This is a genomic window from Delftia sp. CH05 (assembly GCF_009827015.1).
Lineage (GTDB): Bacteria > Pseudomonadota > Gammaproteobacteria > Burkholderiales > Burkholderiaceae_C > Comamonas > Comamonas tsuruhatensis.
Genome location: NZ_WUMG01000025.1, coordinates 54,349 through 80,286 on the forward strand (window position 1 = coordinate 54,349; position 25,938 = coordinate 80,286).

Below are 25,938 nucleotides of genomic sequence, written 5' to 3' on the forward strand. Positions count from 1 at the left end.
CAGCTTCGGAGACTTGGGTGAGCGGTTTAAACCAGCAGTCTTGAAAACTGCCGACGGGCAACCGTCCGTGAGTTCGAATCTCACAGTCTCCGCCAGATCCTTGTATCAACCGACAGGCGGCCAAAGAGCCGGCCCTGTTGCACAGCGCCCCGATGCCGCAAGGCAGCGGGGCGTTCCTGCGTCTGGGGCATTGGCGGGCGCCTCAGCGTGGAGGCTCGTGGTTGGTGACGAAGTCGGCGGGCACGTCCGGCCCCCAGACGTAGAGCGAATCCTCGGGAGGATGGTCGGCCGCAGGCCACACCGCGCCCGCCTCGACAAAGTCGATGTCGCAGGAGTACTCGGCGAAGCTGCCCCAGGGATCGCGCACATAGCGAAAGAAGTTGGAGCCCAGCACATGCCTGCCCACGCCCCAGCCCTGCGCATAGCCCGCCTCGGCCATCTGCCGGGCGCCGCTGCCCACGGCGTCGACAGAAGGCACGCACCAGCTGCTGTGGTGCAGGCCGGGTCCATGCGATGCGGCCAGTGCCAGCAGGTGGTGGTCGCTGCCGTGCGGGCTGTGAAGGAAGGCGATGACCGAGCCCGAGCGGTCCGAGAGCCTGAGTCCCAGCACCTCGGTGTAGAACGCCAGCGCGGCATCCACGTCGGCGCAGAACAAAAGCACATGCGACAGGTGCAGCGGCCGGATCTGCGGCATGAGGCTGCGAGCCGGCGCGCGGCCGGCATTGCAGCAGGCCGGCGGCAGCTCGTGCGGTGCGGGCGCCGACGGAGAGCTCTTGGCGGCTGCACGCAACTGGATGGGCACCCCGTCGGGGCTGGCGATCCAGATACCGTCGGTCTGCGCACCGGCCGGCGCAGGAATGCGTGCGATCCCCGCGCCGTCGACCCGGTGCGAGAAGGCATCGAGATCGGCCGCATGGATGCCCAGGCTCAGCCACTGCAGCCTCTTGTGCGTTGCGGCCTCCAGCACCCGCGCCCAGCGGTGGGGGTGCCCGTAGGTGTGCAGCGCCAGCGCGCCGTCGATGTCGCGCACCTCGAGCCCGAAACTGGCGTAGAAATGCCGCGCCGCTTCGAGATCGGGCACGCTGAAGACGAACTCATCGATCGAATGCACGGCCGGCTGCCCGGCCGTGCCGGACGGCGTTCCAGGTGTCGTTCCAGATGGCGTGGGAAGGCTGTTCATGGTGTCCCCTCCTTTGCATGTTCACTGTGCGAAGACCGGCGGGCAGCGCCACGCGGCCGGTGGGCGGGCGAGCCCATCACCGCACCCGCTGGAGCTGCCGCCCAAGAACCCCGCCGTCCAGCGACATGACATCGCCGGACTTCAGGAAACGGGGCGGCTTCATGCCCAGGCCGACACCTTCAGGCGTGCCGGTGATGACAAGGTCGCCGGGCAGCAGCGTCATGAACTGGCTCAGATAGGACACGAGACAGGCCACCGGAAAAATCATGTCTGCCGTGCTGCTGCGCTGCATGACCTCGCCGTTGACGGACAGCGTCAGTTCGATGGCCTGGGGGTCGGGCAGCTCGTCGGCCGTGACCAGCCACGGCCCGACCGGGCCGAAGCCATCGAAGCTCTTGCCCTTGCCCCACTGGCCGTTGCGCTTGATCTGCCAGTCACGCTCGGAGATGTCGTTGGCCAGCAGGTAGCCGGCCACATGCGCGAGCGCACCTTCCACGGGGATGCGGCTTGCGCGCGTGCCGATCACAAAGCCCAGTTCGATCTCCCAGTCGGTGGCAACCGACGCTTCGGGCAGGCGCACCTCGTCGTCCGGCCCGGCCAGCGATGAAAGCGCCTTGTGAAAGACCACGGGCTCCTTCGGAATGTCGAGACCCGACTCCTCGGCATGCCGCCGGTAGTTGAGCCCGATGGCAACGAACTGGCGCGTGCCGGCGACAGGGGGCCCCAGGCGGCTGCCTTGCGCCACCAGCGGCAACCGCTGCAGATCGACGGCGGCCAGCGCGGCCAGCCTGCCGGGCGCCATCCACTCGGGCGTGAAATCGGGCACCAGGTCCGACAGGTCGCGCGCCTGGCCCTGGGAATCGATGGCGCCGGGCTTCTCGCAGCCGCTGGCGCCGTGGCGTATCAGTTTCATGGTCTGTCTCCTGGGACGGGAAGTGGAAAGTGGGAAGGAAATGGATCGAGACGCGGACCCTGCATGCGGGTGGAGCCTCAGAAGCTATGCCGCAGGCCGGCAGCGAAGCCGTTCTGCGAACGCCCGGGGGCGGGCGCGGCGCCTGGCGCCGCATTGCTGACCGACAGCGCAAGTGCTCCCTCGTTGGACAGATGCCCTGCGGTCGCATACAGCGTGGTGCGCTTGGACAGCGAATACCGGGCCCGCAGGGCAAAGAGCCGGGCCCCGTCGTCGCTTCGCCTGAAACGCAGATCCAAGGCCTGCGCATCGAGGGTCAGGGCCGGTGTGGCGGCGAAACTGGCGCCCAGGTACCAGAGATCGCTGCGTGGCGCGTCGGGACGGCCGTCGTTGTGGCGGGCAATGACCCCGGCACCGAGCTTCCATGCCCCCCAGCGCACCCATCCCGCGGCGGTGGAGCGACGGTCCTTGCGCGCGCTGCTGGTCAGGCCTGCGAAGGCGCCGGGGCCTCCACGGATTTCATCGACGGCCAGCGCGATGTTCCAGGCCTTGGCCTCGTACTTGAGCATTGCCGACCATTGCCGGCAGGCGCTGGAGTCTCCCGGTTGCTCGCCGGGGCAGTTGGTTCCCGCGGGACCGGGGCCCGCATTGACGGCATCACGCCCCAGGCTGTAGGTTGCGCCGACGGTGAAGCCGCCAAGGCCGGCGCGCCACGCAAGCGCGTTGTCCGCGCGCGCATTGGGCAGGTAGCTGTCCAGCGATGCCGCACCGTAGGCATTCGGGCCGAGGATGTCCGCATCGAGCTGGGACCAGTACAGCATGGTGTACTGGCGCCCCAGTGTGAGGCTGCCCCAGTCGCCGGACAGGCCGACGAAGGCCTGGCGCCCCCAGGCGCGCCCGCCCTGGTTCAGCACGCCCGCGTCGAGCGCCAGGCCCTGCTCCATCGTGAACAGGGCACGCAGGCCGCCGCCCAGGTCCTCCGAGCCGCGCAGGCCGATGCGCGACGGCACGCTGCCGGTGAGGCCCGGCATGCGGTTCAGCGAAGCGCCTCCCTGGCCCACATCGGTCAGGTGCTCGACGGATGCATCGAGCAGGCCATAGAGCGTGACGCCCTGGGCCAGGGCGGGTGCCGAGGGCACGGCAGCGGCACCGGCCAGGCATAGCGCGGATAGCGCGGCGCGAACAGGAAAGGAGGGATGTGGCATGTTGTCTCCTGAAAGTGATGGATGTCGGCAAGGACGGCGAAAGCGCAGACTCAGGCGCAGGCCGGCGTCCCCCGGCCGGACTGGCCAGGGTCACGAAAGCGCAAGGCCGGACGGCCCCGGGGGCAGGCGGCCGGATGGGCCGGGGCTAGCCGGGCCCCACCGGCGGGGTGCGATGGCCCAGTGCCAGCGCCATGACCTCGGTCGGCGGCACCGCACCGTCGCCGCGCCAGGCGATGTGGTGGTCCGGGCGGATCAGGATGCGGTCGGCGCCATACAGCGCACGCGTCTGCCCGTCTTCGCTCCTCACCACATCCAGCCGGATGCCGTATTGCGCAGCAGCCTGCCTCCAGGGCTCCAGCCCGTCCGGGCCGAATGCGAGCAGTGTGAAATCGCGTCCGAAGTCATCGAGCAGGGACCGGTCCGGCCCCGTTGCCACATGCGGAGCGCGCGTGCCGGGATAACCTCCAGGCAGGTAGCGGTTGGGCTCGTCCGGCGGGGGCTCGGCCAACTCCCGGGCGACGACGGGGCTGTCGGCATAGCGCAGGCCCAGTTGCAGCCCCGGGATGTTGAACTCGCGTGCCACATGCTCCGAAAGTGCCTGCCCGAGCGCATGGCGGGCGCCGTCGCCCGCAGGCCCCTCCTGCTCCACTGCGGCCGTGACCGGCAGGCATCCGATGCTGTCGGCCATGCTGCGTGCAAAACGGGTGTTGCGCTGGGCGATCGGCCGCCGCTCGGCCTCATAGCTGTCCAGCAGCGCCGGGCCGGCCGCCCCCTGGATGGCCGCCGCCAGCTTCCAGCCCAGGTTCACGACGTCGTCCACGCTGGTGTTGTAGCCCATGCCGCCCGTGGGCGTGAACAGGTGCGCCGCATCGCCGGCGATGAACATCCTGCCGTGCCGCAGGCGCTCGGCCACCAGGGCATAGCCCGCGTTCCAGGGGGTCAGCGCGATCAGCTCGTGCGCAAAAGGCCGGCCGACGACGGCCTGCAGCGCCTGCTGCGGATGGAAATCGGCAGGCTGGGTGCCTTGGGGCAGCTGCACGATCAGCACGAACCGGTCCACGCCGTCGATGGCGCACAGCAGGCCGCGCTGCCCGGGACCGACGGCCCAGTACTGCCAGGCCCTGGGCTTGCCGATCAGCCCATACAGACCGGGAGCGCGGAAGTAGATGGACATCATCGGGCCGCCCAGGAAGTCCCGCCGCTCGCTGCCATGGCCTGCGTAGACGACGCCCATGGCCTGGCGGACCAGGCTGCGCGGCCCGTCGCAGCCGACCACATAGGCGGCCTGCAGCAACTCGGTACGGCCCGTGTCCGGCTCGCGGCATTCGATCTGGACTGCGCAACCGGTGTCCTGCACCGCCTCGGCCCTCAGGCCAAAACGCAGCACGGCGCTGGCATGGCGTTCGGCCTGCGCCCTGAGCACGGGCTCGATGAACATCTGCTGCGCCCGATGCGGCAGCTCGGGCGTGGGCCAGGCCTGTTCCCCGTAGTCGCCATAGGCCGTGCCCGAGGCGGCCTCCTCGGCCGAGGGAATGCGAAAGCGCGCCAGCTCGGGCCCCGTGAGCCGCGTGCAATAGACGATGTCCTGGGGGTGCGAGGGCGGCAGGCCCAGCCTGCGCACCTGGTCGGCAAAGCCCCGGCGGCGGTAATGCTCCATGGTCCGGGACGAGGTGGCATTGGCCTTGGGCAGCGTCGGCGGCCCGCTGCGCTCCTCGATCAGCACGCACGGTATGTCCCTGCAGCCCAGCTCGATGGCCAGCATCAGCCCTGCGGGCCCTCCTCCGATGATCGCGACTTCGGTCTTCATGGCGTCTCCCCGGGGCTCAATCGACGGTCACCTTGACGCGGCGCAGCACTTGGGCATAGCGCTCGCGGTCGGCCTGCATGAGGTCGGCAACCTGCCTTGCGGGGCCGATGCTGGTGAAGAAGCCGAAACCGGCCAGGCGATCCCTGACGTCAGGCGCGGACAGGGCCCGGTTCACCGCCTCGTTGACGCGCTCGGCGACGGCCGGCGCCGTGCCCTTGGGCGCCATGAGCGCAACCCAGGTCAGCGCATCGATGCCGGCCGGACCACCGGCCTCCTGCACGGTCGGCACATCGGGCAGCGCCGGGGAACGCTGGCTGTCCGCCACGGCAAGAAAGCGCAGCTTGCCGGCCTGCTGCAGGGGGCCGGACGTCGCAATGCTGCCGTAAGCCCAGTCCACCTCGCCCGTCGACACGGCGGCGTACAGCTGCGAAGTCTCCTTGTAGGGGACATGCATCATTTCGACACCCATGGCGGTCGCGGCCCGGGCCGCGCCCAGATGCAGCGGCCCGCCCACCGCATTGGAGCCATAGGTCATGCCGGGCCTGCGCCGCGCCGCCGCCATCAGTTCGGCCAGGCTGTGGAACGGGCTTTGCGCGCCGACCACGACGAAGAAGGCGGTCTTGTAGAGCAGCGCCACCGGCGTCAGCTCGCTTTGCGGGTCATAGGCCAGCTTGCGCAAGACCAGCGGATTGATGGACAAGTGGCCTACGTCCACCACCACCAGGTCGTTGCCCGTGGGCGGCGCGTTCTTCATCGCATTGATGGCCACCACGCCGGCCCCACCCGGCCTGGGGTCGACGACGACCGGCTGCCTCCATTGCGCCGAGAGCTTGTCGGCGACCAGCCGGGCCACCACGTCGGGGCCGCTGCCCGCGGGAAAGGCGCTGGTGATGCGCACCGTTCCGCCGGCGGCCGTCTGCGCGGCGACGGAGCCCGCCGCCAGGGTTGCCAGCGCACAGGCGCCGGCCCATTTCCTCATGCTCATGCTGCTTGTCTCCTATGGGTCGCCGGGCTGCGCCGACGTTATGGAGGGCATGCTAGGTCTGGCAGGCCGGCTGCGGCAGAGGGCAGAAACGCCTCAGCGATGCATGGCTGTTATCACTGGAGCGTTCCGCAGCGGCTCAGGCGCGGCGGAGCCCGCGTGCACGGCCCCTGCGGGAAATCCCCTGGCCTTGGCGCGCTCGGAAACGGGCATAAACACGCTCCGACCGATGCCCAAACTTCATCACCTTCGCAATTTCGTCGCCGTTGCCCGGGCACGCAGCCTGCGCAGCGCGGCCCGCAGCCTGGGCCTGACCCAGCCGGCACTGACGCGCAGCGTGCGCGAGCTAGAAGCCGAGCTCGGCGTGGCGCTGTTCCAGCGCCATGCGCGCGGGGTATCGCTGACCGTGGCGGGCGAGCGATTCCTGCTGCGCGCGCAGGCCGCGCTCGAGGAACTGCGTCGCGGCAGCGAGGAGGCCGCCCAGGCGCGCGGCGAAATGCAGGGCCATGTCGCCGTCGCTCTGTCCAGCGCCCCCGTGCTGTCGCTGCTGGCCCGCGCCTATGCCCAGTTCCGGCGCGACTGGCCGGATGTGCACCTGCGTTTCGTCGAAGGCCTGTTCCCGGCCGTCGAGCCGGCGCTGCGCGACGGTCGGCTGGACTTCTATCTGGGCCCCCGGCCCGAGAGGCAATTGAGCGCCAGCTACCAGGTGGCCCTGGTTCACCGCAACGAGCGTGTCGTGCTGGCCCGCCGCGGCCATCCGCTGCGCACCGCGGGCAGCCTGCAGGCGTTGCTGGAGGCGGACTGGATCGTCACCGGCCTGCGCGAGCGCCGCGAGGAAGAATTCGAGGAGCAGTTCTCCGCGCTCGGCCTGCGCAGCCCGCGCGTGGTGACGGTCGCCGAATCGTTGATGGCCCTGCTGGCGCTGCTGGCCAGCAGCGACGCCCTCGCCTTCTTGCCGCGCCAGTGGGCCGATACGCCCCTCTTCAACGGTGTACTGGAGCCCATTGCCGTGCGCGAGAGCCTGATGGCACCCGACATCGTGCAGGTCACGCGTGCTGCGCTGCCTCTGACGCCCGCCGCGGAACGCCTGTCGATGCTGCTGCTGCGCGCGGCAGTCCACGACTTCGGCGAGCCGGCCGGCGCCTGAGCCGCGGCCGGCGTCTCCACAATATCTTCACACAATCTTTACATTGCATTGACCAGGCAGACATATTCTGCCGGACTCATAGCGCCTCGCGTAAGCCAAGAGTCCGTAGCCAACGCTGAAGCTCCCGTTCGACCGCCTTCCTGGGAATTTCCCCTGTGCCAGCGCACTTGTCATCGCCGCTGGCATTTCCTATGACCCATCCCGTCCCCTCACAAGCAGCGAGCACGATCACGCGAAGCGCTCCGCTGGCCATGCCCGCACCGTCGCTTTCCCTGGACATCAAGGTCCTCATTGGCCTCCTTCTCTTTACGGTGGTCTGGCTGCTGCAGATCGACAGCTCCAGCCTCACGGCACCCAAGGACAACCTCGAGCAGCTGACCTGGGTGCACAGCCTGGAATGGGGCTACTACAAGCATCCACCGCTGCCGACCTGGTTGTTCTCGGTGCCGGTCAATGTGTTCGGACTGTCTGCCCGCACCAGCTATGTGACGGGCGCGCTTTTCACGCTGGCCGGCCTGTTTGTCTTCTGGAAGCTGATGCAGACCTTGCGCGGCAGCCGCCATGCCACGCTGGCCCTGCTGGCGGCCCTGTGCATCACCTACTACAACGAGCGGCTGCACTTCTTCAACCATGAAGTGGTGCTGATGCCCTTCTTCGTGGCCAGTGCCCTGCTGGTGTGGCGTGCGGTGGGCAGCAGGCAACTGCACTGGTGGGCGACCCTGGGCTGCTGCCTGGGCCTGGGCGCACTGGCCAAGTACCAGATGATCCTGGCCGCCGTGGCGGTATTCCTGTTCTGGCTGGCGTCAGGCGCCTGGCGCGAGCGGGTCCATGTCATCGGCCTGGCACTGGCCGCTGCCATTTCGCTGGCCATCATCTCGCCGCACCTGTACTGGCTGTTCCTGAACGACTTCGGCCCCATCCGCTATGCCACCGAATCCTCGCTGGGCGCCAGCCTGGGCGGCGGCGCAAGACTGCTCAATACCTTGCACTGGCTGGCCGACCAGCTGCTCAACCGCGCATTGCTGGCCTGGGTGCTGCTGGGACTGGTAATGGCATTGCACCGCCGCAGCCGCCTTGCGCCGCAGGACACACCGCAGCGTCCCGGGACAGCCGATGCATCGCGGGCGCTGATCCTGTGCTTTGGCCTCACGCCCATCGTGCTGACCTGCGCCATCGGCATCTTTGCGGGCTCGTCGCTGCAGCTGCACTGGGGCACGCCCTTTCTGCTGCTGGCCGTTCCCGTCGCCATGGAGCTGGCCGGTGCCAGGCTGCAGCCGTCGCGCATATCGATCACCACCGCCATCAAGTGCTTCGTGGCGCTTCAACTGGCCTTGCTGCTCGTGGCCCAGATGACCTCGGCGCGCAGTGAACTGCGGCTTAACAGCCGGCACTGGAGAAACTTCGATTCAAAGGCCTTGAGCCAGGCGCTTGCCGAACCCGCGCGCGAGGCACTGGGAGGCGACATCCGCGTGATCTCAGGCCCCACGGCCGAGGCCAAGGCCCTGGCCCTGAAGCTGCGCGAAAAGCCGCTGGTGCTGATCGATGGCCGCATGGACATCAGCCCCTGGATTTCCCAGCACATGGTGGATGCCTGCGGGGTGCTGCATCTGCAGCTGGCGGCATCGCCGCCGCCCGGCCACCAGCCGGTGGGCGAAGGCTTTCCCTCCCTCTTCTGGCGTGTCACCCCGCCGCAGGAGGATGCGGGCGGCTGCGTCGAAAGCTGAACGAATACGCTGCTTGCCGGCCGCGCCCGTCGGCATTGCGTGATTGCACCCAGTACTGAGAACCTCCTCCGTGCCCATGAAATCCCCTTGCGAAGAACTCATGGACATGCTGGGCCAGCCCTATGACGCCGGCGAAGTGGCCCGACTGCTTGGCCCATTCGATCCAGAGGTCTTCGCGCCCTGAGGACCTGGCGGCCAAATCGCTCCTTGCATCCTCAACCCAGGGCAGGCGCTCGCAGATACCCCATCAGCACCTGCACGATGCCATCCTCCAGGGCCTGGGGGGTAAACATGGCAGGCGGGTCGATGACGGCGGCATGCACCAGGGACTCCATGGTCTGCAGCAGCATCCAGGTGGCCAGGTCCAGATCGCGGTGGGCGAGCTGACTGCGGTGCAGCTCCAGGAGCTGGCGCACCTGGCGGAAGATGCCGCCGTCGGCCGCGCTTTGCTCGCGCGGCGCGTCGAAGAAGGGGAATTCCTTTTCCAGCACCCGGTGCAGATCGGGCTCGACCCGGTGCGCCGCCAGCAGCGCCCGGACCATGGCCTGCACATGGCCTTGCAGGCCCTGCGGCCGCTCTGCAGCAAGCACGGCGGCAATGGCCGCGTACATCTGCGCGGCGTGGCGCTCGTGCAAGGCCGTGATCAGCGAGTCCTTGTTGGGAAAGTACTGGTAGAGCGAACCCACGCTCACGCCTGCGCGCTCGGCCACCAGATTGGTGTTGGTGGCGGCATAGCCGCGCTCGGCCAGAACGCGAGCCGCAGCTTCCAGAATGGCCTCGACCGTGGCAAGGGAACGCGCCTGCCGTGGCTGCTTGCGGGGCTGGGGCGGCTGGCGCTGCGCCGCCTGCGAATGCGAGTTTTCAATGCGAGCCATGGCTCATATTCTCCTGGACATGTGACCTGAGTTTTTACTCGTATTTGAAAGGGAATGCACATGTCTTCCGGAATTTCGCCATCTGCGGCCGCGTCGCCGCCGGTGAACGCATTCGCGCGGCTGCTGCCGCTGACGCTGGCGGTCTTCGTCAGCTTTCTCTGCCTGGGCATGCCCATGCCCGTGCTGCCCCTGCACCTGAGCCAGACCCTGGGACTGGGCACGCTGGGGGTGGGCACGGTGATGGGCTGCCAGTTCGCGGCGGCCCTGCTGTCGCGGGCCTGGGCCGGCTCTCTGGCCGACACGCGCGGCGCCAGGCGTGCCGTGGTGCTGGGTATGTTGCTGGCCGCCGCTTCGGGCGTGGCCTACCTGATGTCACGCGCCTTCGAGGGAGGGCCGGCCGCAGTCTGGGTGCTGGCCGCCGGCCGCGTGCTGCTGGGCTGCGCCGAGAGCCTGATCATCACCGGGGCCTTGAGCTGGGGCGTGGGCATGATCGGTCCGCAAAACGCCGGCAAGGTCATGGCCTGGGTGGGCATTGCCATGTACGGCGCCTATGCGGCGGGCGCGCCGGCCGGCGTGGCGGTGCAGGCGGCCTGGGGCTTCTCCGGCATTGCCGTGGCCACCATCGTGCTGCCGCTGGCCGCCCTGGCCATGGTCTGGGGCCTGCGCGCCACGCCGGCTGCGGCCCAGCGCCGCACGCCGTTCTACAAGGTGCTGGGCACGGTATGGCTTCCCGGCCTGGGGCTGGCCCTGTCCAGCGTGGGCTTTGGCGTGATCACGACCTTTGCAGCGCTGCTGTTCGCATCGCGGGGCTGGGGAGCGGCCTCGCTGGCCTTCACGGCCTTCGGCCTGGCCTTCATCGGCGCGCGCCTGCTCTTCGGCCATCTGCCGGACAAGCTGGGCGGCGTGCGGGTGGCACTGGCCAGCATTCCGCTGGAAGCCGCCGGCCTGCTGCTGATCTGGGGCGGGGGCGATGCGCCATGGGCCTATGCCGGCGCCGCGCTCACCGGCTTCGGCTACTCGCTGGCCTTCCCGGCCTTCGGCGTGGAAGCTGTCCGCCGGGCGCCTGCCCAGGCACGCGGCGCGGCCATGGGCGCCTATGTGGCCTTCTTCGACCTGTCGATGGGGCTGACGGCCCCTGCCGCCGGGCTGCTGGCCAGTGTCACAGGCGTCGGAGACGTGTATTTCGCCGCCGCCGTGAGCGTGGCGCTGTCCATCGCCGTGGCCTTGCTGCTGCGCTTGAACGCAGCCCGGGGAGCCACCCATGGCTGAGCCGATTCACATGCCTGCCGGCACGCAGCGCGCGCTGGGCACCGTGTTGAAGGTGCAATCCGTCACGCCGCGCATGCGCCGCATCACGCTGGGTGGCGAGCAGATCGCCGCCTTCTCACGGGCGCCTGCCGTGGATACGCCCGCCGCCTGGGTCAAGCTGTTCCTGCCCACGGGCGAGGGCCGGGCGTACACACTGCGCAGCGTGGACCGCCAGGCCGGCACGCTGGACATTGACCTGGTACTGCATGGCGATGCGTTCAATGCCAAGCATGAGAACAGCACCTCCGCTGGCGGCGACGGCCCCGCCTCCCGCTGGGCCGCCCAGGCCCGCGTGGGCGAGCAGGTGGCCATTGCCGGCCCGCGCAGCGGCGGCTTCGCTCCGCCGGCCGGCACCGATTGGCTCATGCTGGCGGGCGATGGCTCGGCACTGCCGGCCATGCAATCGATCGCGGCGCGCCTGCCAGCCTCCGCGCGGGTGAAGGCCTACGTGGAAATCACCGATGACGGCGAATGCCAGCCCATGGACAGCGCTGCCCGCTGGCGCACCGAGTGGATCACCGCCGCGCCGGGCCAGCCTGGGCAGAGGCTGTGCCAGCGGCTGATGTACCGGCCGCTGCCGCCGGGCAACGGCTATCTGTGGATGGCGGGCGAGTCCGGCGCCATGCGTGCGCTGAAGCGGCATTTCCTGGACCGTGGCATCGCACCCGGCCAGCTGAGCGCCAAGGGCTACTGGAAGTGCGGCGAGGCGGACCACAAGGACCGCTAGAGCGGCGCAAGCGGCACAAAACGGCCTCCTTCACAGATCAACACAGAGCGCCTCATCCCCCGGGTAATCACCCGGACACGGGATGGAGGCGCTCACTAGAATTCAAAAATGAACTTTGACAACAACATTCAAATTCAATGAAAAACAGCGGCCTCCGGACAGCGCCTGCCTCGGCTTGCGAACTGCATGCAGCCTATGCGGCCGGCACGCTGACGCCCACGCAAGCCACCGAGCATTGCCTGCAAGCGGCCTGTGAAAGCCCGTCCGTGTTCACGCGCATCACGGCGGAGCGCGCGCTGGAAGAGGCCAGGCAATCCACGCAGCGCTGGCGTACGGGCCGCCCGCTCGGGCCGCTGGACGGCGTGCCCATCAGCTGGAAGGACCTGTTCGATGTGCGTGGCACGCCCACCACGGCGGCATCGGCCCTGCTTCGCTCTGCCCCGCCAGCCCCTGCCGATGCCCCCGTGGTGGCGCGGGCCGCGGCGGCCGGCATGGTCTGCCTGGGCAAGACCAACCTCAGCGAGTTCGCCTATTCGGGACTGGGCCTGAACCCCGGCTTCGGCACCCCCGCCAATCCCCGCCTGGGTGGGCGCGCACGGGCGCCTGGCGGCTCCTCCAGCGGCGCGGCCCTGGCCGTGGTGCAGGGCTGCGGGCCGCTGGCCATGGGAACGGACACGGCAGGTTCGGTGCGCATTCCCGCAGCCTTCAACGGGCTGGTGGGCTTTCGTGCCAGCCGGGGGCGCTATCCCATGCAAGGCGTCTTTGCGCTGTCACCTTCCCTGGACACGCTGGGGCCGCTGGCCCTGGGCGTGGCCGACTGCATGGCCCTGGACCAGGTGCTGCGCAGCACCGTGCCTGCCGGCGATGCCGCTGCAGGCCCTGCCGTCCCAGGCCCTGTCATAGGCCTGCAGGGACAGGTGTTCGTCATCGACCCCGGCCTGCTGGACGACGACAGCGTGCAGGCGCAGGTGCGCGACGCGATTGCAGCCGGCCTGGCCCTGCTGCAGCGGCAGGGCGCCCGCGTGCAGCGGCGCCGGCTGCAAAGCCTGGACACGGTGCAGACGCTGACGCAGCGCCATGGCTGGCTGGGCGCGCATGAGGCATTGGCCACGCACCGCGAGCGCCTGGATGCCCCGGAGCAGGCCGCGCGCATGGACCCGCGCGTGCGCAGCCGGCTGGAGGCCGCAAGGCATCTGGACCATGGCGGCTACCTGCAACTGCTGGCACGGCGCCAGCCATTGACGGCGCTGTTTGCGCAGGAGCTGGGCGGCGCCACCTTGGTGCTGCCCACGGTGGGCCATCCGGCGCCGCTGCTGCAGCCCCTGCTGGAAGACGACGCGCTGTTTGCCCAGACCAATCTCGCCACGCTGCGCCTGACCATGCCCGGCAGCTTCCTGGATGCGCCGGCCGTGGCCCTGCCCTGCGGCGCCCTGTGCCTGCAAGGCCCTGGCGCGAGCACCGAACGGCTTCCCATCGGCCTGCAGCTGATGCGCCCGCAGGGCGATGACGACCGGCTGCTGCGCATTGCCCTGGCCGTCGAACAGGCGCTTTCTTCCCTCAACCGTTCCCAGTGAAAAAGGAGTGCATGCAATGAGCAAGGACATACAGATCACGTTTGGCGTGGACGTCGATGCCGTCGGCGGCTGGCTCGGCTCGTATGGCGGGGAGGACTCGCCCGACGACATCTCGCGCGGCATGTTCGCGGGCGAGGTCGGCTCGCTGCGGCTGCTCAGGCTGTTCGACAAATACGGCCTCAAGACCACCTGGTTCATCCCGGGCCACTCCGCCGAGACCTTTCCCGAGCAGATGAAGGCCGTGGTGGAAGCGGGCCATGAGATCGGCATCCACGGCTACAGCCACGAGAACCCGATTGCCATGACGCCCGAGCAGGAGGAAGCGGTGCTCGACCGCAGCATCGAGGTCATCACGCGGCTGGCCGGCCGCGCACCCACGGGCTATGTGGCGCCCTGGTGGGAGTTCAGCCCCGTCACCAACGAGCTGCTGCTCAAGAAAGGCATCAAGTACGACCACAGCCTGATGCACAACGACTTCCACCCGTACTACGTGCGCGTGGGCGACCAGTGGACCCGCATCGACTACAGCAAGCATCCCGACACCTGGATGAAGCCCCTGGTGCGCGGAAAGGAGACACGGCTGGTCGAGATACCCGCCAACTGGTACCTGGACGACCTGCCGCCCATGATGTTCATCAAGAAGTCGCCCAACAGCCACGGCTTCGTCAACCCGCGCGACATAGAGCAGATGTGGCGCGACCAGTTCGACTGGGTCTACCGCGAGCACGACTACGCGGTCTTCCCCATCACCATCCACCCCGATGTCTCCGGCCGCCCCCAGGTGCTGCTGATGCTGGAGCGCCTGATCGAGCATTTCCAGTCGCACGACGGCGTGCGCTTCATGACGTGCGACCAGATCGCCGACGACTTCCTGCGCCGCCAGCCGCGTTGATGCCGCATCCCACCTCAGCGAGGACACCATGAATACCTCCGCCATTGCCTCCGACGCCCCAGGCGCCGGCCATCCGGCACCGGCCGGGATCGATGCCCCCTGGACCGCGCCCACCGTGACGCGCAGGCAGGTCAGCTACGCCACCTGGGTCTGCTTTTTCGCCTGGGTGTTCGCCGTCTACGACTTCATCCTCTTCGGCACCCTGCTGCCGCAACTGGGCGAGCACTTCCAGTGGAGCGCCGAGCAGCAGGCGCGGCTGAACACCTGGGTGACGCTGGGCACGGTGATCGTGGCCTTCGGCATCGGCCCCATCGCCGACCGGCTGGGCCGGCGCAAGGGCATCATCATCGCCGTGGCGGGCGCCGCGCTGTGCTCGGGCCTGACGGCGCTGGCCGGCTGGGTGATCGGGCTGTCGGCGGGGCTGGGCTTCGTGCTGCTGATCGTGGTGCGCTCGCTGGCGGGCCTGGGCTATGCAGAGCAAAGCATCAACGCCACCTACCTGAGCGAGCTGTTCTCCCTGGTCTACACGGACCCGGCCTCCCTGCGCCGGCGCGGCTTCATCTACTCGCTGGTGCAAGGCGGCTGGCCCGTGGGCGCGGTGCTCACGGCCGTGCTGGTGGCCCTGCTGTATCCGCTGGGCGAGCGCTGGTTCGGCCAGGGCGGCGGCTGGGTGCTGTCCTTCGTGTTCGCCATGTTCCCCGCCCTGGTGATTGCCGTGCTGGGCCGCCGGCTGGTGGAAACGCCCCAGTTCCTGACCGCGCGGCGCGTTGCCGATCTGCGCCTTGCCGGACGCGAGGCAGAGGCCGTACGCCTGGCCCAGGCCCATGGCGCCCACCCGCAGCAAGCGCAGCACACCGGCCTGTCGGCCATGTTCCGGGGCGCCTCGCTGCGGCCCACGCTGTCGCTGGCCCTGGGCTTTTTCCTGAACTGGTTCGCCATCGTGATCTTCGCGGTGCTGGGCACCTCGGTGCTGGGCGGCGCCGGTGGCACGCCGGGCAAGGGCGTGGATTTCTCCAGCGCGCTTCAGGTGCTCATCATTTCCAATCTCGCGGGCTTCCTGGGCTATGTCTTCCATGGCTGGCTCGGTGACCGCATAGGCCGGCGCAACGCCGTGGCCATAGGCTGGATGCTGGGTGGCCTGGCCTTCGCACTCATGCTGAACGCGCCCTCGGGCGACTTCTGGCGCATCGTGCCGCTGTACTCGCTGGGGCTGTTCTTCCTGATCGGCCCCTATGCAGCGGCCCTCTTCCTGATCGGCGAGAGCTTTCCCAGCCACATCCGCGCCACGGCCAGCTCCTTTGTCAACGCCATGGGCCAGGTGGGCGCCATCGCGGCGGGCTTCGGCGTGACCTGGACGCTGTCGCAGGGGGCGGACTGGGCACAGGCGGCGCTGTACTGGGGAGCCATTCCCTGCGCAGCCTCGGGACTGCTGATGTTCCTGGCACCCCATGTCGATCCCGAGACCGTGAAGTGAGGCCGCCATGCACCCGCATATCGACAGGAACAAGGTCGCCCTCATCACCGGCGCTGCCAGCGGCATCGGCCAGGCGCTGGCCGTGGCCTACGCGCAGGCCGGCGTTGCCGTGGCAGGCAGCTACTACCCGCAGGACCCGCACGATCCCGGCCAGACCCGGGACCTTGTCGAGCGCGCGGGCGGGCGGTGCGTGATGGAGGCGGTCGATGTGGGCGATGCCGAGCAGGTCGAGCACCTGGCCCGCGTCGCCGTGGACCGCTTCGGCCGGCTGGACTTCGCCGTCGCCAATGCAGGTTTGCTGCGCCAGGCGGCCCTGGCCGAGATGAGCGATGCGCAGTGGCAGGAGGTCATCAACATCGACCTGGGCGGCGTCATGCGCACCTTCCGGGCCAGCGCGCGCCACATGGCGGCGGGCGGGGCCATGGTGGCCGTCTCCTCCATTGCAGGCGGCGTCTACGGCTGGGAGCAGCATGCCCACTATGCGGCCGCCAAGGCAGGCGTGCCCGGGCTGTGCCGCGCCGTGGCCATGGAGCTGGCACCGCGCGGCATACGCTGCAACGCCGTGATTCCGGGCCTGATCGAGACGCCGCAGTCGCTGGACCCGGTCAACTCGCTGGGCCCGGCGGGCCTGGCGCAGGCGGCAAAAAGCATTCCGTTGGGGCGTGTCGGGCAGGCCCGAGAAATCGCTGCCCTGATCCGTTTCCTGACCAGCGACGAGGCCTCCTACGTCACCGGCCAATCCATCATTGCCGACGGCGGCCTGACGGTGCGCTGGCCCAGTTGAGGACATTCGACATGAGCACATCCAAGCCACTGGACGGCCGCCGCGCCGTCGTGACAGGCGCCGGCAGCGGCATCGGCGAGGCCATTGCCCTGGCCTATGCGCAGGCCGGCGCGCGGCTGCTGCTGGCCGACATCGATGCCGCGCGGGCCGAGGACGTGGCCCGGCGCTGCCGCGCGCTGGGCACGCAGGCCGAGACCGTCATCGGCGACGTGGGCGACGAGTCCACGGCCCACCGCATCATCGACCGCTGCGTGCAGGCCTTCGGCGGCATCGACATCCTGGTCAACAACGCCGGCATGCTCACCCAGTCGCGCTGTGCCGACATGTCCACCGCGATGTGGGACGAGATGCTGCGCGTGGACCTGCGCAGCGTCTTCCTGTGCGCGCGGCGCGCAGTGCCGCACATGCAGGCGCAGCGCTGGGGACGCATCATCAGCATCGCCTCGCAGCTGGGCATCAAGGGCGGCGTGGAGCTGAGCCACTATGCGGCGGCCAAGGCCGGCGTGATCGGCTTCACCAAGTCGCTGGCGCTGGAAGTGGCACCTGACAATGTCCTGGTCAACGCCATTGCCCCCGGCCCCATCGCCACGCCGCTGGTCGACGGCATCAGCGCGGACTGGAAACGCGCCAAGGAGGCCAGCCTGCCGCTGGGCCGCTTCGGCCGCGCCGACGAGGTGGCTCCCACGGCCGTGCTGCTGGCCTCCGACCCCGGCGGCAATCTGTATGTGGGGCAGACGCTGGGGCCCAATTCCGGCGATGTCATGCCGTGAAAAGAAGCACCCCCTGAGTCGCTTCGCGCCTTCCCCCTCTCTTCAGGGAGGGCGTACGGGCAGCCGGCGACACCCTCGGTGCGGGGCGGCGCGGCCGGCATAGGCCCTTCCTGGGTGTCTCTGCTCTTTGGCTGCGCCAGTTTCGCAGGCGGCTCCATTCGCAACCGAAAGGTTTTCTGTCATGTGTGGAATGTGCGGTTTGCTGCAGGCCTCCGGCCACTGGAGCCAGGCGCCGGCCGGATCGGCCGGGCGCCGCCAGCGGCTGATTCAGATTGCGCGCGCCAACCGGCTGCTGGCGCTGTGGCGGCTGCAGCTCAGCGACTTCCACGGCCAGTCCTACCTGCTGCAGGGGCCTACGGGCGCCAGCGTTCTGGTGCCCGACTTCGGTGCGTTGTGGCCCGCGGCCGAGCGGCTGCTGGCCCGCGAGCTGGATCCGCTGGCCATGCCCTGGCCCCAACCGGAGCAGGCGCCATGACCGGCGATGCACGCCTGCCCGTGGGTGTGCTCACGGGCTCTCTGGGCAGCGGCAAGACCACGCTGCTCAGGCAATGGCTGCAGGACTCTCCCGCTGCCGAGACCGCCGTGCTGATCAACGAATTCGGCGCCGTGGGGCTGGACCATCTGCTGGTGGGCCGCATCGACGCCGACACGGTGCTGCTGGACAACGGCTGCATCTGCTGCGCCATCCGCGGCGAACTCAAGGAGGCGCTGTGGCGGCTGCACCAGCGCCGCGAGCGCGGCGAGCTGCCTGCGTTCCAGCGCGTGCTGATCGAAACCACGGGCCTTGCCGCGCCCGGCCCGGTGATCGCCACCCTCATAGGGGATGCGCAATTGCGCCAGGTCTTCAGGCCCGCCCATGTCGCCACCGTGGTCGATGCCCTGCACGCGGCCACGCATGCGCAGCGGCCCGAATGGCAGGCCCAGGTCGCCGCCGCCGACCGGCTGTACCTGAGCAAGACCGACCTGGCCCGGCCGCAGGACGCCGAGGCGCTGCGCGCGCAGCTTGCCAGGCTCAATCCGCTGGCCGTGCTCGGCAACAGCCGCCAGGCGCTGCCGGCCTGGCAGGAGCAGCCCGTGCAGGAGAGCAATTGGCTGGCACGCGCCATTGCAGGCACGCCTCGCAGCCGCAAGGGCCAGGAGCCGCACGGCAGCATCCAGGCCTTCTGCCTGGAACTCGACGGCCCCGTGGACTGGTGTGCGCTGACGCTGTGGCTGACCTGGCTGCTGCACCGCCATGGCGAGCGGGTGCTGCGGCTCAAGGGGCTCGTGGCCGTGGCCGCCGAAGGATGGCCGCAGGGGCAGCCGACGGTGCTGCACGGCATGGGTCATCTGATGCATGCGCCCGAGCATCTGGCCGAATGGCCCGGTGGCGACGGCCGCTCGCGCCTGGTCTTCATCGCCTCGGGGCTCAACGGGCAGCAGGTGGACGACTCCTGGCAGTCGTTCCAGCGTTTCTTCGCGCAGGACAATGGGGCGCAACCCGGCGCCGCACCCGGCCCGGCCGCCTTCCATTGACAAGGAACACCCCATGCGCAAGAACATGCCTGAACTGCGGGTACTGGGCACCTCGGTGACGCTGACCGAGGCCATGCGCCGCCGCGCCGAGCAGGACCTGGGTCTGCGCATCCGCTTCGAGGTGCTCGACGGCTTCGACGCGCAGCGCCAGGCCGTCATGCGCCAGGACAGCTTCGATCTCTACGACCAATGGTTCCACAGCCTGGACTGCCTGTGGCCGACAGGGGCGCTGCAACCCATAGACATCGGCAGGCTGGCGCATTGGGACGAGGTCAACGCCCTGCCCAAGACCGGGCGCATCACGCCGCAGGCGGCCCTGGGCGCGGGCTGCAACCCGGCCATGCGCCTGTACGTGCAGGCCGATGGCACCCTGGGCGGCACGCCCGCATCGCGCATCAGCATGCTGCCGCTGACGCACAACGCCGACAGCTTCGTCTACCTGCCCGCCGCCGTGCCAGATCTGTTCGCGCAGACCGAGGAGAGCTGGTCGTGGCTGCTGTCTCCCGCCTGCCGTGGCCGTGCGGCCCTGCAGGCGGATGCGGCCATCGGCGCGCTGGATGCGGCCCTGGCCCTGCAGGCCGGCGGCGACATGCGTTTTGGCGACATCAGCAACCTGGGACTGGAGGAGATCGACCAGATGATGGCCCTGCTGCTGCAGCGGCAGGAGTCGGAGCAGTTCCGGGGCTTCTGGGGCAACTACGCCGATGCGGCGCGGCTGATGATCGATGCCGGCGTCGCCATACAAAGCCACTGGTCGCCGGCCATCGCCCACTACCGCGCGGCGGGGCTGGACTACCGGCTGGCCTGCCCGCGCGAAGGATACCGGGCCTGGTACGGCGGCCTGGGCATCTCCAGCCAGGCCAGGGGCGAAACGCTGGATGCCGCCTACCGCTACCTGAACTGGTGGCAGTCCGGCTGGCCCGGTGCGGCGATGGCACGGCAGGGCTACTACATCTCCAACCCGCTGCGCAGCCGCGAGCACCTGCGCGCCAGCGAATGGGACTATTGGTACGCCGGCCTGCCTGCCGCCGAGGACCTGCGGGGCACCGACGGCCAGGTCGTGATCCCGCGCGGCAGCGTGCGCGACGGCGGTTCCTACGAGCAGCGCCTGGGCCACATCGCCGTCTGGAACACCGTCATGGACGAGCACAACTACTTGGTGCGCCAATGGGCCACGCTGCTGCGCCGCGCCCGCCCCTTATAGTCCTGCCGGATACCGGCCCCCTTTGCGGCGGCCGGTGCACAGGTACATGCAGATGAAGCAGGAATGACAAGAGCCACCCCAGCACCCACGCAGCTTGCCCGCGACGAGGAAGCAGGCCCCGGCGAATCCGGTGAATCCGGCGATCCCGGCGAACGCCGGCTGCGCTATGAACTGATACGCCAGCGCCTGCGCGGGGCCATCGTCGAGCAGCGGATCGAGCCCGGCCTGGTGCTGCTGGAGGGGCCGGTGGCCAAGGTCTTCGGCACCAGCCGCATACCCGTGCGCAAGGCCTTCGAGCTGCTGCATGCCGAAGGGCTGCTGTGCACCTTCGACGGACGCGGCTACCTGGTGGCCCGGCCCGGGCAGGCCGTGCAGCCCCAGCGCCTGCCGCTGGACGCGCGGGCCCTGGGCCTGGAGGAGGGCAACGCCACCATCCACATCCCCTCGGAAAGCGAGCGCATCCACGACGAGCTGGAGCAGACCATCTCCATCGCCATGATCTTCGGGCGCTTCCAGATCGACGAAAGCGCGGCCATGGAGCACTTCAACGTGAACCGCGTGGCCCTGCGCGAGGTGCTGAGCCGGCTCGTGGACCGGGGACTGGTGGACAAGAGCACCTATGCCTCCTGGCGCGTGGCGGCGTTGACGGCACGCGCGGTGAACCAGGACTTCGAGCTGCTGGCGCTGCTGGCGCCCGCGGCGCTGCGCGAAAGCGGCCCGCGCCTGGACAGGGACATGCTCGCTGACCTGCGCCGCCGCCTGCACGCCCCCGCCGCACCGCAAGCTCAGGAGCTTTTGCGGCTGGAGCAGCACCTGCACGGCGCCTTGCTGGCACGGCATCCCAACCACAAGCTGGTGGGCATGCTGCAGCAGTGCCAGATGCCGTGGCTGATCCACAGCACCTTTGACCGCATGTTCCCGCAGTCGCCCAACCCGCCCCTGCTTGAGAACTGCCGCCAGGTCATCGACGCCCTGTGGGATGGTGAGTACGAGCGGGCCGCGCAGGCGCTGCAGGACTACCTGGCCCAGGCACGCAAGCGCGCCCAGCTGCAGCTCAAGGTCCTGTCCGTGCTGCCCGAGGCGCAGCTGCCGGCCTATCTGGTGCGGCAGTCGTGACCCCCTGAGGGACGCATCGGGCCAGGCAGGGCCGAAGCGGACAAGACTGCGACCGGTGCGCCTGGTTGCATGTGCAACCACCGGTTTGCGCCGGGTTCACCGGGCGTTTACGCAAGCGCGGCATATTGGGCGGCCGACAGGGAACCGCAGGACCCCACAGGTACCGAAGGACCGCACCGAAAGACCGCACCGATGAATGCCCTGCGCATCAGCACCACCGTCTTCACCGAAGCCAGATTCTGGAGCCTGGTGGTTTTCTCGGTCGTTCTTCCCTGCGCCATCTACGCCGCCCTGCTGGCCAAGCGCAGCATCTCGCGCACCACGGTGCTGCTGTTCGGGCTGGCCCTGGTGGCCATGGCGGGGGTGGATGTCTACCTGCTGCAAAGCCTGGCCTCGGCGGCCAAGGCGACGCCTTCGCTGTCCGACAACACCCTCTTCGTCTCCGAGCTGTCCACGGCGCTGTACCTGCTGCCGGCCATGATTGGCGGCATCGGCGTGAACATGACCTCGCATGTGCTGATACAGCATCTGTTCGATGCGGAGCGCCGCTTCGACAGCAACCGCCACAACGAGAACACCTGAGCTGCGCCGGGCTCAGCCCATCACGTCCTCGGAGAAAAGCTGCCAGCGCCCGCCCGTCTTGCGCCAGTACTGGCGCAGCGGCAGGCCTTCGGCAAAGGACTTGCTGCTGGCGCGCAGGTTGACCACGCGGATCTCGCCCTTGGCGTCCTTCCAGGAATAGATGGACAGGTCCTGCAGCGTCACGCCGGGGCGGTTGAGGTAGGCGGCCAGCCGCTCCTGTGATGTGCGCGAGGCCGGCGACTGCAGCAGGTCGGGCGCGTAGAGGGCGGCCAGCTTGCGCGGGTCCGCACCGTTCCAGGCGCTCTTCCAGTCGTCGATGACGCGCACGAAGGCGTCTGCCGCCTTCTGCTGGGCCTGGGCCTTGGGGGCCACCCATTGCAGCTTTTCGCGGATCAGCACCGGCGTCTGCCGGTCCACGGTCTGCATGAGCAAGGTGAGATCGGGGTTGGCCAGCACCAGGCAGCCATCGCTGGCCTCGGGCGCCCGCGAGAACTGGTCGGGCGGCGAGCCATGCAGCCAGATGCCGCTGCCCGAGCGGCCCACGGCCTTGTCCCAGTCATTGGGAAAGTTCACCGTGAGCGCACCCTTGCCATAGAACTCCGGCAGACGGGGCCCGGGAATGTGGCGGCCCACGAAGTAGATGCCCAGCGGCGTGCGCTGGTCGCCTTCCTGCCATTTGTCGGTGCCCAGCTTGCCCACGGAGACATAGAAGTCCCCCAGCAGCCGCAGACCGCCTGCCTCATGGGCGAACAGGTACAGCCGCGACTTGCTGGCGTCGATGGCAATGGCATGCCGCACGGATGCGCCCAGCATCAAAAACTCGCCGGGAACGGAACCCGCAGGCGGCGCGCCGCTGTCCGCCTGCAGGCGACGCTTGAGTTCGTTTTGCAGATCCTGCAGCTGGGCCTGCGCGGGACTGGCCGGACCCTCCAGCCGTGTGACGCTGCCCACGGACAGGTTGCGCCGCACCAGCACGCCCTGGCCCGGATGGCTGGGAGCGGCGGACGCAGCCACGGGCGTGCCCGCCAGCACCTCGCCGGCACGGCCGGTCTTGAAGCGCAGCAGGTCTGCATACACCAGCTGGGCTGCGCGGAAATTGGGGACTTCGGCGGTGAGATCGGCGGCCGCCTTCAGGGCGCCATCCAGATCCCGCTGCTCCACCTGGCGGATGATGGCCAGCAGGCGGGCCTCCGCCTGGCTTTGCGAGCCGGCCGCCGCCTTGGCATGGCCTGCCGTGGCAGCGATGCCGCCTGCCGTGGCCGCCACCGCAGCAGCGGCCACGGCCGTCTTGCCCGACGCCGAGCGCAGCCTGGCTGCGCCGGCCTTGCCGGTCTTGCTGGTCTTGCCCGTTGCAGGCTTGGCGGATGCCGTCTTGGAGGCCTTGGCCGGCTTGGCGTAGGCCGCCGTGCCGAACGACATCGTGGACAGAGCGGCCAGCAGCACGGCCACGCCGGCGGCCCGCGCATGCAGGCGCAGCAAGCCGGCGGATGACCGTGCCAGGGGGCGCGCTCTTTCAGGCATCAGGAACCGGTTCCTTCGTGGGTGATGCGCCATTGTCCCTTTTCGCGCTGCATGCGCAGGGTCTTGCGGGTCGTGGTCTTGAGCGCGCCCGATGCGTAGTACTGGCGGAACTGGGCCGTGGCCTTGTCGCCGTCCACCGTCACCTTGAGGTCGCGCACGGTGACGACGATGGTGGTGCGTCCGACAATGCGCTGGCGGCGCTGTTCCTTCCACTTGGCCAGGCTGCTGCCATCGGCCGGGGAGAAGTGGTCGCTGTAGGCGTCCAGGTAGCGGTCCATGTCCTGTCCGGCCCAGGCGGTGGACCAGGCCTTGACGGCGGCCTCCACTTCCTGCGCTGCGGCCGACTGGGCCGCCTTCTTCTCGTCGACGGCAGGCGCTGCCTTGGCGGGCTCGGCGGCGGCCACAGCGGCGGCGGCAGGGGCCGCAGCGGTGGTCACGGCGGCGGCCTTGGCCGCAGCCTGCCTGGCTTCCTCGGCAGCGCGCGCCTTGTCCTGTGCGGCCTGGGCAGCCTTCTCCTGGGCCAGCCTGGTCTCGGCGGCCTTGGCTTCCGCTGCCTTGGCCTGGGCCAGCTTGGCCTCCGCTGCCTTGGCCTCTGCGGCCTTGGCTTCTGCGGCCTTGGCCTGCGCTGCCTTGGCATCGGCCGCCTTCACTTCAGCGGCCTTGAATTCGGCGGCCTTGGCCTCTGCCGCCTTGGTCTCGGCGGCGCGGGCCTCGGCCAGCTTGGCGTCGGATTCGCGGGCCTTGGCATCGGCCGCCTTGGCATCGGCGACCTTGGTCGAGGCAGCTGCAGCCTGGACCGTCTTTCCCTGGGCGCCACCTTGCTTGGGGAAGATCTGCGTGATCAGGGCCAGCTTGGGCTGGATGGCCTGGCGCGATCCGTCCAGCTGCAAGGCCTTGGCATAGGCATCGCTGGCCATGCGCGCATACAGGTCGCCCAGGTTCTCATGCGCCGTGGCGTAGCTGGGGTTGGTGCGAATGGCCTGCTCCAGCACTTCCGAGGCCTTGCGTTCCTGGCCTTCGGCGGCGTACAGCACGGCCAGGTTGTTGTAGGGCTCGGGCAGGCTGGGGTAGTCACGGGTCAACGCCGTGAAGATCTTGATGGCCTGGGCGTTCTGGCGCTGCTCCGCGGCGATCACGCCCTGCAGAAAGCGCATCTGCACATCGGCCGGGTTTTGCTTGAGGTAGGCCTCGGCCTGCTTGGCGGCCTGGGGGGCCTTGCCCTGCTCCAGCAGCCGTGAGACCTCGTCCACCGCCTCCTGCGATGCATGGGCAAACGCCCCGCACAAAGCCGCCCCCAGACTGAAGGCGGCAATGGCCACGGGCCGGGCTATCCGCAAATAGGTACGACCCGGCACTCGCGACGGAACTCTGGACGAAATCAGCATATGGGCGCTCTCTACGCAATGAAAGTTGGAAGACGGGCCTGTTCGCTTTTGGGCTTACTGCATGCGCCGATACACGCCTGCAGCCAAAAGCCAGCGATTTTATAGGCGAAAGCCATCTTGCCCCGCTGCATGGGCCCGCGAGTCAAGGGCCATGAAACATGGCGCGGCACCGGCGTCCGAGTAACGGAGCAGACCCGGCAGCGTTACGTAACGTGTGCCGTAACAGACCCTTGATGAGACATTGTGATCAATAGATAAATCCATACAAATCAATATCTTAGGATGATTCCTAGGCCATCCGGACCTGCAGCGTGCACGTGGCATGCATGTTGCACAAAAGGGCTCGACAGATTTTTCACGGCTTCCAAGCCACCGTCTGACCTTGTCGTCTCAACCCTTGTCTGGAGAGAGTAAATGACCGCCCAATCGATGCAGCCCACCGGCAACACCACCGTCAGCCCCGTGCAGTTCGGTGACCCGCAGCCCTCCAGCGTTGTGCTTGCGCAGCTCAATACGTCGAACATGCAGCCCGGCGCAGCCGCAGCGGTCATGCCCCGGGGCACGCCTCCCGCCACACTGTCCCAGGTCAGCCCGGGCGTGCAGATCGTGCGCAATGGGGAAACCCTCATGGCCCAGCCGGGCAGTGCCCTGCAGGTCGGCGACAAGATCATCGTGCCCGCCGATGGCAGCGCCAAGGCGCTGTTCCAGGGCAAGGACGGCCAGACCCTGGTCGGCACCTTCGAGGGCGGCACCCAGGCCACGCTGGCCCAGCGCGAGGGTGATGGCGCAGGCGCCATGGTGCTGGACCTGGCATCTGGCAACGTCCAGGTGGCGCCCGCCAGTGACAGTGACGCCGTGGGCCTGATCGTGACCAAGGAAAGCGCCGCAGCCGCAGCCGGCGGCTCCGTGCTCAGCGACTTCCTGCTGGCCGGCCTGATCGGCGCGGGCGGCGTGGGCCTGATCGCCGCAGCCAGCAACGACGACGACGACCCAGCCCCCCCGGTGCCGACCGATCCCACGAATCCGACCAACCCCACGGATCCCACGAATCCGACCAATCCCACGAACCCGACCAATCCTACGAACCCGACCAATCCGACCAACCCCACGGATCCCACGAACCCGACCAACCCCACGAACCCSACCAATCCGACCAACCCCACGGATCCCACGAACCCGACCAATCCGACCAACCCCACGGATCCCACGAACCCGACCAATCCTACGAACCCCACCAATCCGACCAACCCCACGGA

Annotated in this window: 22 protein-coding genes, 1 tRNA gene and 1 pseudogene; 16 read left to right on the forward strand and 8 right to left on the reverse strand. The window is 69.0% G+C overall.

Translation table 11 applies throughout. The features are described from left to right. Positions 1–7: 7 nt before the first annotated feature. Positions 8–95 (forward strand) — tRNA-Ser (locus GRX31_RS18840). Positions 96–202: 107 nt separating this feature from the next. Here GRX31_RS18840 and GRX31_RS18845 read toward each other — a convergent pair. The 5 genes from GRX31_RS18845 to GRX31_RS18865 form a co-directional block, all read right to left on the reverse strand. Continuing rightward, complete coding sequence (locus tag GRX31_RS18845) at positions 203–1,180, reverse strand: VOC family protein (protein WP_160854192.1); 978 nt, start codon at positions 1,178–1,180, stop codon at positions 203–205. A gap of 76 nt (positions 1,181–1,256) precedes the next feature. Next, entirely contained in the window at positions 1,257–2,093 is an 837-nt protein-coding gene (locus tag GRX31_RS18850; protein ID WP_046985288.1) for a fumarylacetoacetate hydrolase family protein, read from the reverse strand. A 77-nt stretch (positions 2,094–2,170) separates the two neighbouring features. Next, complete coding sequence (locus GRX31_RS18855) at positions 2,171–3,295, reverse strand: porin (protein ID WP_160854194.1); 1,125 nt, start codon at positions 3,293–3,295, stop codon at positions 2,171–2,173. Between the two features lie 145 nt (positions 3,296–3,440). Further along, complete coding sequence (locus GRX31_RS18860; protein WP_160854196.1) at positions 3,441–5,102, reverse strand: FAD-dependent monooxygenase; 1,662 nt, start codon at positions 5,100–5,102, stop codon at positions 3,441–3,443. A gap of 16 nt (positions 5,103–5,118) precedes the next feature. Next, complete coding sequence (locus GRX31_RS18865; RefSeq protein WP_160854198.1) at positions 5,119–6,087, reverse strand: Bug family tripartite tricarboxylate transporter substrate binding protein; 969 nt, start codon at positions 6,085–6,087, stop codon at positions 5,119–5,121. A gap of 226 nt (positions 6,088–6,313) precedes the next feature. On the opposite strand from GRX31_RS18865, the gene GRX31_RS18870 reads away from it, so the two are divergent. Next, the gene (locus GRX31_RS18870) at positions 6,314–7,231 is read left to right on the forward strand and encodes a LysR substrate-binding domain-containing protein (RefSeq protein ID WP_016449796.1); all 918 of its coding nucleotides are present in this window, start codon (positions 6,314–6,316) and stop codon (positions 7,229–7,231) included. Positions 7,232–7,422: 191 nt separating this feature from the next. Beyond that, positions 7,423–8,955 (forward strand): ArnT family glycosyltransferase, encoded by a 1,533-nt coding sequence (locus tag GRX31_RS18875; RefSeq protein ID WP_237426723.1) that lies wholly within the window; start codon positions 7,423–7,425, stop codon positions 8,953–8,955. Between the two features lie 215 nt (positions 8,956–9,170). Here the strand turns inward: GRX31_RS18875 and GRX31_RS18880 are convergent, their stop codons facing one another. Continuing rightward, entirely contained in the window at positions 9,171–9,830 is a 660-nt protein-coding gene (locus GRX31_RS18880) for a TetR/AcrR family transcriptional regulator (RefSeq protein WP_013803729.1), read from the reverse strand. 60 nt (positions 9,831–9,890) lie between these two features. On the opposite strand from GRX31_RS18880, the gene GRX31_RS18885 reads away from it, so the two are divergent. The 12 genes from GRX31_RS18885 (at position 9,891) to GRX31_RS18940 (ending at position 21,776) form a co-directional block, all read left to right on the forward strand. Then, positions 9,891–11,099 (forward strand): arabinose transporter, encoded by a 1,209-nt coding sequence (locus GRX31_RS18885; protein ID WP_160854200.1) that lies wholly within the window; start codon positions 9,891–9,893, stop codon positions 11,097–11,099. After that, positions 11,092–11,865, forward strand: coding sequence for a siderophore-interacting protein (locus GRX31_RS18890; RefSeq protein ID WP_016452642.1), 774 nt, complete (start codon positions 11,092–11,094; stop codon positions 11,863–11,865). The genes GRX31_RS18885 and GRX31_RS18890 overlap by 8 nt, the downstream gene beginning before the upstream one ends. A gap of 137 nt (positions 11,866–12,002) precedes the next feature. Next, complete coding sequence (locus GRX31_RS18895) at positions 12,003–13,439, forward strand: amidase (RefSeq protein WP_074921640.1); 1,437 nt, start codon at positions 12,003–12,005, stop codon at positions 13,437–13,439. 16 nt (positions 13,440–13,455) lie between these two features. Next, positions 13,456–14,331, forward strand: a complete 876-nt coding sequence (locus GRX31_RS18900; protein WP_074921641.1) for a polysaccharide deacetylase family protein — start codon at positions 13,456–13,458, stop codon at positions 14,329–14,331. Between the two features lie 28 nt (positions 14,332–14,359). After that, positions 14,360–15,805 (forward strand): MFS transporter, encoded by a 1,446-nt coding sequence (locus GRX31_RS18905; protein ID WP_160854202.1) that lies wholly within the window; start codon positions 14,360–14,362, stop codon positions 15,803–15,805. Between the two features lie 7 nt (positions 15,806–15,812). Beyond that, positions 15,813–16,589: an SDR family NAD(P)-dependent oxidoreductase gene (locus GRX31_RS18910; RefSeq protein WP_160854204.1), complete on the forward strand. Its 777-nt coding sequence runs from the start codon at positions 15,813–15,815 to the stop codon at positions 16,587–16,589. A gap of 11 nt (positions 16,590–16,600) precedes the next feature. Then, positions 16,601–17,359 carry an SDR family NAD(P)-dependent oxidoreductase gene (locus tag GRX31_RS18915; protein WP_017405599.1) on the forward strand — a complete coding sequence of 253 codons (759 nt, stop codon included), beginning with the start codon at positions 16,601–16,603 and terminating at the stop codon, positions 17,357–17,359. A gap of 190 nt (positions 17,360–17,549) precedes the next feature. Then, positions 17,550–17,834, forward strand: a complete 285-nt coding sequence (locus tag GRX31_RS18920; RefSeq protein WP_404997207.1) for a hypothetical protein — start codon at positions 17,550–17,552, stop codon at positions 17,832–17,834. After that, the gene (locus GRX31_RS18925) at positions 17,831–18,874 is read left to right on the forward strand and encodes a CobW family GTP-binding protein (RefSeq protein WP_016449807.1); all 1,044 of its coding nucleotides are present in this window, start codon (positions 17,831–17,833) and stop codon (positions 18,872–18,874) included. Before GRX31_RS18920 ends, GRX31_RS18925 begins: the two co-directional genes overlap by 4 nt. A gap of 13 nt (positions 18,875–18,887) precedes the next feature. Continuing rightward, entirely contained in the window at positions 18,888–20,078 is a 1,191-nt protein-coding gene (locus GRX31_RS18930; protein WP_074921705.1) for an ABC transporter substrate-binding protein, read from the forward strand. A 63-nt stretch (positions 20,079–20,141) separates the two neighbouring features. Further along, positions 20,142–21,194, forward strand: a complete 1,053-nt coding sequence (locus GRX31_RS18935; protein ID WP_016449809.1) for a GntR family transcriptional regulator — start codon at positions 20,142–20,144, stop codon at positions 21,192–21,194. A gap of 192 nt (positions 21,195–21,386) precedes the next feature. Beyond that, the gene (locus GRX31_RS18940) at positions 21,387–21,776 is read left to right on the forward strand and encodes a hypothetical protein (protein ID WP_016449810.1); all 390 of its coding nucleotides are present in this window, start codon (positions 21,387–21,389) and stop codon (positions 21,774–21,776) included. Positions 21,777–21,788: 12 nt separating this feature from the next. On the opposite strand, the gene GRX31_RS18945 is transcribed toward GRX31_RS18940, so the two are convergent. Together GRX31_RS18945 and GRX31_RS18950 are read right to left on the reverse strand one after the other, a co-directional pair. Beyond that, entirely contained in the window at positions 21,789–23,297 is a 1,509-nt protein-coding gene (locus GRX31_RS18945) for a L,D-transpeptidase family protein (protein ID WP_160854206.1), read from the reverse strand. Continuing rightward, a complete protein-coding gene (locus GRX31_RS18950) occupies positions 23,297–24,616 on the reverse strand; it encodes a L,D-transpeptidase Cds6 family protein (RefSeq protein ID WP_244386678.1) in 1,320 nt (439 codons plus the stop codon). Before GRX31_RS18950 ends, GRX31_RS18945 begins: the two co-directional genes overlap by 1 nt. A gap of 480 nt (positions 24,617–25,096) precedes the next feature. Here GRX31_RS18950 and GRX31_RS18955 point away from each other — a divergent pair. Next, a pseudogene (locus GRX31_RS18955) lies at positions 25,097–25,938 on the forward strand (hypothetical protein); the annotation flags it as partial.